This window comes from Vibrio sp. 10N.222.46.A1 (genome assembly GCF_041473595.1).
GTDB lineage: Bacteria > Pseudomonadota > Gammaproteobacteria > Enterobacterales > Vibrionaceae > Vibrio > Vibrio tasmaniensis_A.
In genome coordinates this window covers 1-6,855 of the sequence record NZ_JBFRSN010000289.1, presented here as the reverse complement: position 1 = coordinate 6,855, position 6,855 = coordinate 1, and the positions used below count along the sequence as shown (strand labels likewise).

Here is a 6,855-nt window from a genome sequence, read left to right as displayed (position 1 = left end):
GGTGGTAGTTCTGGCTTTTGGGGAGCATCTGGCGCTGTGACACAGCCTTGTAGAGTGAATGCGACTAGCCATGTCACTGGGTTTTTCATTACCTTCATGTTATATCTTCCTCGGAGCAACCGTTAATTGGATTTATTATGGCATATTGGTTATTTAAAACAGAACCCGACACCTTTTCTATTCAGACTCTGAGAGTACAAAAAACCTCTTGTTGGGAGGGTGTACGCAACTATCAGGCTCGAAACATGATGCGTGATGACGTCAAGCTTGGAGACTTGGTGATGATATACCATTCATCATGTAAAAAAGTTGGCGTGGCGGGGATCGCGAAAGTAACCAGAGAAGCCTACCCAGACCACTTTCAGTTCGACCCAGAGAGTGATTACTACGACCCTAAGTCTTCGCCCGATAATCCACGCTGGATAATGGTTGATGTTGAGTTTGTGCGAGTGACTGAACGCTTGATTCCTTTGGCAACACTTAAAGCCATGCCTGAACTGTCAGAAATGCCACTGGTTAAACGGGGCAACCGATTATCGATCATGCCGGTTACCGAACAAGAGTGGCAGGCAATATTAAGCAAAGAAATACAGGGTTCTCGATAGCGTTAGAGAGAGCTTTTTACGTAAGGTTCAAAAAAGGCAGCTAGTTGGCTGCCTTTTTATTTATTCAGATCTCTTCGACGAGACGAGATTAGAGCAGGTGCTTTTCTAGATAGTGAGCAACGGCGTCGTCTGCGTTGCTGCCAATCACTTCATTGTCTGGTAGAGCTTTCATCACTTTTTCATGTGATGTGCCCATGATTAGACCTTTACCCGCCATCGCCAGCATCTCTGCGTCATTCATGCCATCACCAAAGGCAACACAGTTATCCAGTGTTAGGTTCAATGATTTCGCAACAGCGTCTAAGGCGTGGCCTTTAGATACTTCAGCGGCCATCACTTCTAAACACCAAGGTGTTGAGAAGGCGATGTTCAGTTTGTCTCCAAACGCATCTTTTAGCTTTTGCTCAAACGTGACCAGATATTCGTGGTCTTGCTCTGGATGTGTGAAGAAGACTTTAGCAATGCCGTCGCTTGGGGCATTATCAGCTTCAAATCGCTTGTAGCTAAAGCCAGACTCACTATGGAACTTAGCGAGCATTTCGTCTTCACGGTCGAGTAGCCAATCTTCATTCTGGTACATATGAATAAAGATATTTGGATCTTGGCGAACAATATCAATAACCGGTTGAACTAATTTCTGAGGGACGTCCTGGCTATACATCAGTTGATCGTTCTGGTCGTGTACGCGAGCACCGTTTGACGTGATCATGTATGCCGGAATCCCTGCAATTTGACGAATCCCTGCTACGTCGACGTGATGGCGACCCGTAGCGAAGATAAAGGTGTAACCTTGCTCGTGTAACTTCTTAAGCGTTAGTTTGGTAAAGTCGCTTAGCTGATGGTTGGGAGCCAAAAGCGTACCATCTAAATCAGAAGCAACAATTTTCACGGAATCTTTAAGTGCAGGAATAGTCATTTAACCCTCATTGCAAAATGCTTAGCAAATATCAATACTAGCCAACGCTAGCATCGTTTTAACCACAATATCTCTAGGTGGAAATTGTATGCCAATTTCATGCAAGAAAAGAGGGCAAAGCTCACTTACTTCTCTTCCTCTTTAGCGCTTATCTTCTTGGTCGGTTACTTAGCCTATTAGCTTATTCGATCTAGGCAAAAAACTGATTGATAGCATCCAGTGTGTGATTACGGTATTCATCTTGCTCAAACAGTACCTCATGCCTAGAACCCTCAATCACCTTAAACTGGCAATCAGAGTTGGTTTTTTTCAGCTTATTGATGAACTTCACTTGAGCATCGTTACTCACAATCTTCTCTTCCCCTGCCTGAATCAATAGCAGTGGGATCTTGATTTGACGAGTTTGTTGTATTGCCTGCTTGGCGGCCATTAACCCTTGCCATACCCAGCGAGTACTTGGTCCGCCAACCTGCAAAGAAGGGGAACCGTCATATAAGCAACGGAACCACTGATAGCGCACCTTACTGTGGCTTAATAAGTTATTTTCGAAGGGCTTAGAGTAATACGCCTGTTGCCCGGGGGCATAAGTCGGCTTGGCATAGAAAGCGGTGAGAGCTTGCCCAACAAGCATTGCGATAGGCTTGAAGTACCATTCAGTATTTATCCCAAACATCGGAGCGCACAGAGTGACTTTGTCAAACGGGTGGTTGGGATGAGTTTGCAAGTAGCGAGTGGCGATTGTACTGCCCATCGAATGTGCGAGCAGGTAGCGATTGGAATACTTGCTAAGATCAAAACTGGCAATAATGTCAGACATATCTGATACGTAATCATCAAACTCGTGAATGTGACCAATGTCAGAGTCTGTTACCATACGTTCCGACTGACCTTGACCTTGGTGGTCAAATGAATAAACGTCATAACCTTGCTGATAGAAATCATAAAAGAGCTCTTGGTATTTTAAGCAGCACTCGATGCGACCATTTGAAATAACAATAGCTTTGGTGTGTGTCGGAGAAGTTAAGCTACACCAGTACAACCTTTTTTTACCAGATGATGTGACATAACCATCCTTTCGTTGTTGCCAAAGGGTGGAGATCGGGTGTTTAATCGCTTGCTCGAACTCAGGTTCTTGCGTGTATGAAAACAGGGTGGCACTGTGGTTTTCCATGGGAAATTACCTGAACTGATGCATGTGAGAGCGTCATCGCTACTAATGTTGTTAGATTAAAGAACTAGTAAGGAAATGCAAATGGATACTCATGTTTGGCTTGCTTATGTCGTCACGGCGATTTTGTTTAGTTTGGCACCGGGCTCAGGTACCGTTAACTCAATCAGCAATGGGCTCAGCTATGGCACCAAGAAGTCACTTGCGTCGATCGTAGGCTTACAGCTCGGTCTTGCATTTCATATTATGCTGGTGGGAGCGGGTATTGGTGCACTAGTGGCAAAGTCCGCCTTGGCATTTACCATCATCAAATGGGTAGGCGTGGTTTATCTTCTATGGTTAGGCATTCAAAAGTGGCGTGATAAGTCTAGCTTGGTGGCTTCAGAAGAAAAATCAACGCTATCGAGTGGCAAGCTGCTCAGAAATGCAGTGCTTATCAATTTGACTAACCCAAAATCTATCGTGTTCTTAGTTGCTCTGTTTCCGCAATTTATCGATCCGACACAACCGCAAGCACCGCAGTTGTTGGTGCTTGGAGTGACCACTGTATTTATTGATAGCGTGGTTATGTTGGGTTACACCTCATTAGCTTCACAAATGGGACGTTTTATTCGCTCAGATCGCATAATGGGTAAGATAAATAAAATATTTGGTGGTATGTTCATGGGTTGCGGCGCTTTGCTGGCTGCTGCCAAAGCTTAATGAAAGTAATAGAGTTATAGTTAAATCAATTAGAGTTATCAATAAATGACCGCTACGTACGTTGCTCGACAACCTATCTTAAACCGTAACAAGAACACGCTTGGTTATGAGCTGCTGTTTCGTGACGGTGATAGGAATGCCTACCCCGCGCATATTGAATCTAATCGAGCAACGTATCGCCTGATCGTTGAAAACTTCTTGTCCGTTGGGCTTAACCCTTCGATCCCATCTTCACGCTGCTTTATTAATTTTCCGTATCAGAGCTTGATTCGCCGTCTTCCAATGAGCTTACCGAAAGATAAGGTCGTAGTTGAGATTCTTGAAACCTGCCAACCGACCGATGAGCTATTAGAGGTAATCAAAGAGCTTTATCAAGCAGGGTATATGATTGCCCTAGATGACTTTACTTCGACACCTGAGTGGGAACGTTTCCTTCAATATACGCATATTGTTAAGCTTGATATCATGCAGATGGGGTTGGATGCGGCGTGTGAGTTAGTCAAAAAGCACGAAGGGAAGAAGTATAGTTTTCTTGCTGAGCGGGTTGAAACGGAACAAGAGTTCCAACAAGCGAAAGAAGCAGGGTTTAAGTTTTTCCAAGGCTATTTCTTTAGTAAGCCAGAAATCATAAAGACTAAGTATATTAGCCCAGAGCAAGTGATAGCGATGGAGCTATTCCAAGAGGTCTGTAAGCCGGATGTCGACTTCCAACGTGTTGAAAGCATCGTCGCGAAAGATATTGCCTTATCCTATAAGCTTCTGCGCTTTGTGAATACTATGTCACCCCGCCTTGAGGTCACCATCTCTTCATTTCGTCAGGCCTTGGTTTATTTAGGGCAAGAGAAATTGAAAATGTTTGTCTCGCTAGCAGTAGCGTCTTATGTCTCTGATAAAAAGCCCAAAGAGCTGTATGGCCTGTCTTTGCAGCGTGCGCAGTTTTGCCAACGGATGTCTCGTTACCAAGTATTTAAAGGGCATACTGAACAAGCCTTTATGATTGGTTTGTTCTCATTACTTGATGCGTTGCTCGATCTGTCGTTAGAGAACTTAATTGAACAATTACCGTTATGCACAAGTATTAAGGTCGCCTTGCTGCGCAGAGAAGGTCCATATGGCGCATTATTAGCACTTGAAGAAAGTTTCGAACATGCTGATTGGCAAAAGATTGATGATCACTGTGCTGATCTAGGGTTGAACGTGGAACAAGTGAAAACAGAACTCACTGAAGCTCGACGTTGGAGCCATATTGTTACCAACAAGCTCTGATATTCTTCGTTAAACTTTTATGACAATGAAAACGCACGCCTTGACGTGCGTTTTTTTACAACTAATATATATGTACATCCATATATGAGTATGTAGTTATGCTTCCTCACCAATTTTTTAAATTACTGTCTGATGAAACGCGAGTGCGTTGCTTAATGTTGATTGTGCGCCAAGAGTGCCTATCTGTTGGTGAGTTGACTCAGGCATTACAAGAAAGTCAGCCAAAGATTTCCCGCCATCTTGCGCAGTTGCGTTCAAACGGAATTTTAACTGACGTTCGCCAAGGGCAGTGGGTGTTCTACCGTCTGTCACAAGATTTACCGGGTTGGATGCTAAAGTTAATTGATGACCTTATCGCATCGAACTGTTTGAAAACTGAATACCAACAGGATATTGAGCGCCTAGAAGCCATGACTTCACGCCCTCAATGTTGCGTTTAAATACATTTAAATTTATTGCCAAAATCGTTGAGATTGCAGTTAGGCATAGTCAACAACACTGCGGCTTCAAACATGAAGGCAATTAACTGAGAGAAAAGAGTATGACAGTCAAAGTAGGTATTAATGGTTTTGGCCGTATCGGCCGTTTAGCACTTCGCGCAGCGTTTGATTGGGCGGAAATTGAGTTCGTACAGATTAACGATGTGGCTGGCGACACCGCGACATTGGCGCATCTTCTTGAGTTCGATTCGGTTCAAGGTCGCTGGAACCACGAAGTCATGGTTGAAGGCGATGAGATGATCATCAACGGTCAACGCATTAGAACTACGCAAGAGCGCGATATCGATGCGATCGATTGGTCTGGTTGCGATGTTGTCCTTGAAGCGACCGGTGTTCACCGTAAGGCATCTTTCCTAAACAAATACCTTGAGCAAGGTGTGAAGCGTGTTGTGGTATCGGCGCCAGTGAAAGAAGAAGGCATTGCAAACATCGTTGTCGGTGTGAATGACGCTATCTTCGATCCAGCGGTACATAAGATTGTGACTGCGGCATCTTGTACGACTAACTGTCTTGCGCCTGTTGTGAAGGTGATTAACGAGAAGTTAGGCATCGAGAACGCAGCCTTTACCACTATTCACGATCTCACCAATACGCAAACTATTCTTGATGCGCCCCATAAAGACTTACGCCGTGCACGTGCATGTGGCATGAGTCTTATCCCGACAACAACGGGCAGTGCAAAAGCGATTGTTGAGATTTTCCCGGAGCTTGAAAATCGTATTAATGGCCACGCGGTTCGTGTACCACTAGCGAACGCTTCTCTGACCGACATCATCTTCGAAGTGAAGCAAGACACCACAGCTGAAGAAGTCAACGCGATGCTGAAAGAAGCGTCTGAGAATGAACTGAAAGGCATTCTTGGCTTTGAAGAGCGTCCCCTGGTTTCTATCGATTACAAAGGCGACCAACGCTCAACTATCGTAGATGCGCTATCAACCATGCTAGTTGGTAAGCGCATGGTTAAGATCTACGCTTGGTACGACAACGAGATGGGCTACGCAACACGTACTGCTGAGCTAGTTCGTACCGTTGGTCTGGCTTAATTTATAAGATTTTTAAGAGATAGATGATGATGATGACAAACTCTCAAGTACACCCAACATGGCAACTAGATCTAGAAACTGGTGCGTTAGTGCTTACTCCGTGCCCAGGAACTAAAGACGCTGACCTAGATGCATCGTTAACGCAACTGAAAGCACAAGGCGTTGAAGCTATCGTGACAGCACTTGATGACCATGAGCTTGCAAGCAAAGACGTTGCGGCACTTGGTGAGAAGACACGTGCGCTAGGCATGCAATGGTTTCAAATCGAAATCGAAGACGACTGTGCACCGGGTGCCGATTTTGCTGCGAAATGGCAGGCGGCGAGCCCTGCACTACACCAAGTCGTGGATAACGGCGGCAAGGTAGCAATGCACTGCATGGGCGGCTCTGGCCGTACTGGTTTGCTGGCTGCACACCTGTTGTTAGAGAAGAGCTGGGACATGAATAAGATTGTTCAAGAGGTGCAGGCACTGCGTCCGGGCGCATTCACTAAAGCCATTCAGGTTGAATACATTAATGGCGTAGCTTCTGCGTAGCTCTTCATTCTTGAACCTGCAGCGTTGTTAACTGCGCAAGTTCACCGGATCGCCGGCCGCCCTAATCACATAGAACACCTATGCTCATAGGGCTGAACTTGCTTGTTGCCTAGCTGCAA

Annotated in this window: 8 protein-coding genes; 6 read left to right on the top strand and 2 right to left on the bottom strand. The window is 45.1% G+C overall.

Going from position 1 to position 6,855, the window contains the following annotated elements; all coding sequences use genetic code 11:
* Positions 1-137 precede the first annotated feature (137 nt).
* Positions 138-605, top strand: a complete 468-nt coding sequence (locus AB4496_RS09695) for an EVE domain-containing protein (protein ID WP_017098543.1) — start codon at positions 138-140, stop codon at positions 603-605.
* Between the two features lie 88 nt (positions 606-693).
* Here the strand turns inward: AB4496_RS09695 and AB4496_RS09690 are convergent, their stop codons facing one another.
* Entirely contained in the window at positions 694-1,521 is an 828-nt protein-coding gene (locus tag AB4496_RS09690) for a Cof-type HAD-IIB family hydrolase (RefSeq protein ID WP_009848219.1), read from the bottom strand.
* Positions 1,522-1,711: 190 nt separating this feature from the next.
* Positions 1,712-2,692 carry an alpha/beta fold hydrolase gene (locus AB4496_RS09685; RefSeq protein ID WP_009848220.1) on the bottom strand — a complete coding sequence of 327 codons (981 nt, stop codon included), beginning with the start codon at positions 2,690-2,692 and terminating at the stop codon, positions 1,712-1,714.
* 81 nt (positions 2,693-2,773) lie between these two features.
* Here AB4496_RS09685 and rhtB point away from each other — a divergent pair, with 81 nt between their 5' ends.
* The 5 genes from rhtB (at position 2,774) to AB4496_RS09660 (ending at position 6,736) form a co-directional block, all read left to right on the top strand.
* Complete coding sequence (rhtB, locus tag AB4496_RS09680) at positions 2,774-3,391, top strand: homoserine/homoserine lactone efflux protein (protein ID WP_009848221.1); 618 nt, start codon at positions 2,774-2,776, stop codon at positions 3,389-3,391.
* A gap of 45 nt (positions 3,392-3,436) precedes the next feature.
* A complete protein-coding gene (locus tag AB4496_RS09675) occupies positions 3,437-4,657 on the top strand; it encodes an EAL and HDOD domain-containing protein (protein WP_009848222.1) in 1,221 nt (406 codons plus the stop codon).
* Between the two features lie 98 nt (positions 4,658-4,755).
* Complete coding sequence (locus tag AB4496_RS09670) at positions 4,756-5,097, top strand: metalloregulator ArsR/SmtB family transcription factor (RefSeq protein WP_009848223.1); 342 nt, start codon at positions 4,756-4,758, stop codon at positions 5,095-5,097.
* Between the two features lie 101 nt (positions 5,098-5,198).
* On the top strand, positions 5,199-6,200 hold the full coding sequence (locus AB4496_RS09665) for an ArsJ-associated glyceraldehyde-3-phosphate dehydrogenase (protein WP_009848224.1): 1,002 nt from the start codon (positions 5,199-5,201) through the stop codon (positions 6,198-6,200).
* 26 nt (positions 6,201-6,226) lie between these two features.
* Positions 6,227-6,736 carry a cyclin-dependent kinase inhibitor 3 family protein gene (locus AB4496_RS09660; RefSeq protein ID WP_009848225.1) on the top strand — a complete coding sequence of 170 codons (510 nt, stop codon included), beginning with the start codon at positions 6,227-6,229 and terminating at the stop codon, positions 6,734-6,736.
* Positions 6,737-6,855: the final 119 nt, after the last annotated feature.

Coding starts and splice junctions, on each gene's coding strand:
- AB4496_RS09695 (WP_017098543.1), top strand. CDS start 138: ATGGCATATTGGTTATTTAAAACAGAACCCGACACCTTTTCTATTCAG.
- AB4496_RS09690 (WP_009848219.1), bottom strand. CDS start 1,521: ATGACTATTCCTGCACTTAAAGATTCCGTGAAAATTGTTGCTTCTGAT.
- AB4496_RS09685 (WP_009848220.1), bottom strand. CDS start 2,692: ATGGAAAACCACAGTGCCACCCTGTTTTCATACACGCAAGAACCTGAG.
- rhtB (WP_009848221.1), top strand. CDS start 2,774: ATGGATACTCATGTTTGGCTTGCTTATGTCGTCACGGCGATTTTGTTT.
- AB4496_RS09675 (WP_009848222.1), top strand. CDS start 3,437: ATGACCGCTACGTACGTTGCTCGACAACCTATCTTAAACCGTAACAAG.
- AB4496_RS09670 (WP_009848223.1), top strand. CDS start 4,756: ATGCTTCCTCACCAATTTTTTAAATTACTGTCTGATGAAACGCGAGTG.
- AB4496_RS09665 (WP_009848224.1), top strand. CDS start 5,199: ATGACAGTCAAAGTAGGTATTAATGGTTTTGGCCGTATCGGCCGTTTA.
- AB4496_RS09660 (WP_009848225.1), top strand. CDS start 6,227: ATGATGATGACAAACTCTCAAGTACACCCAACATGGCAACTAGATCTA.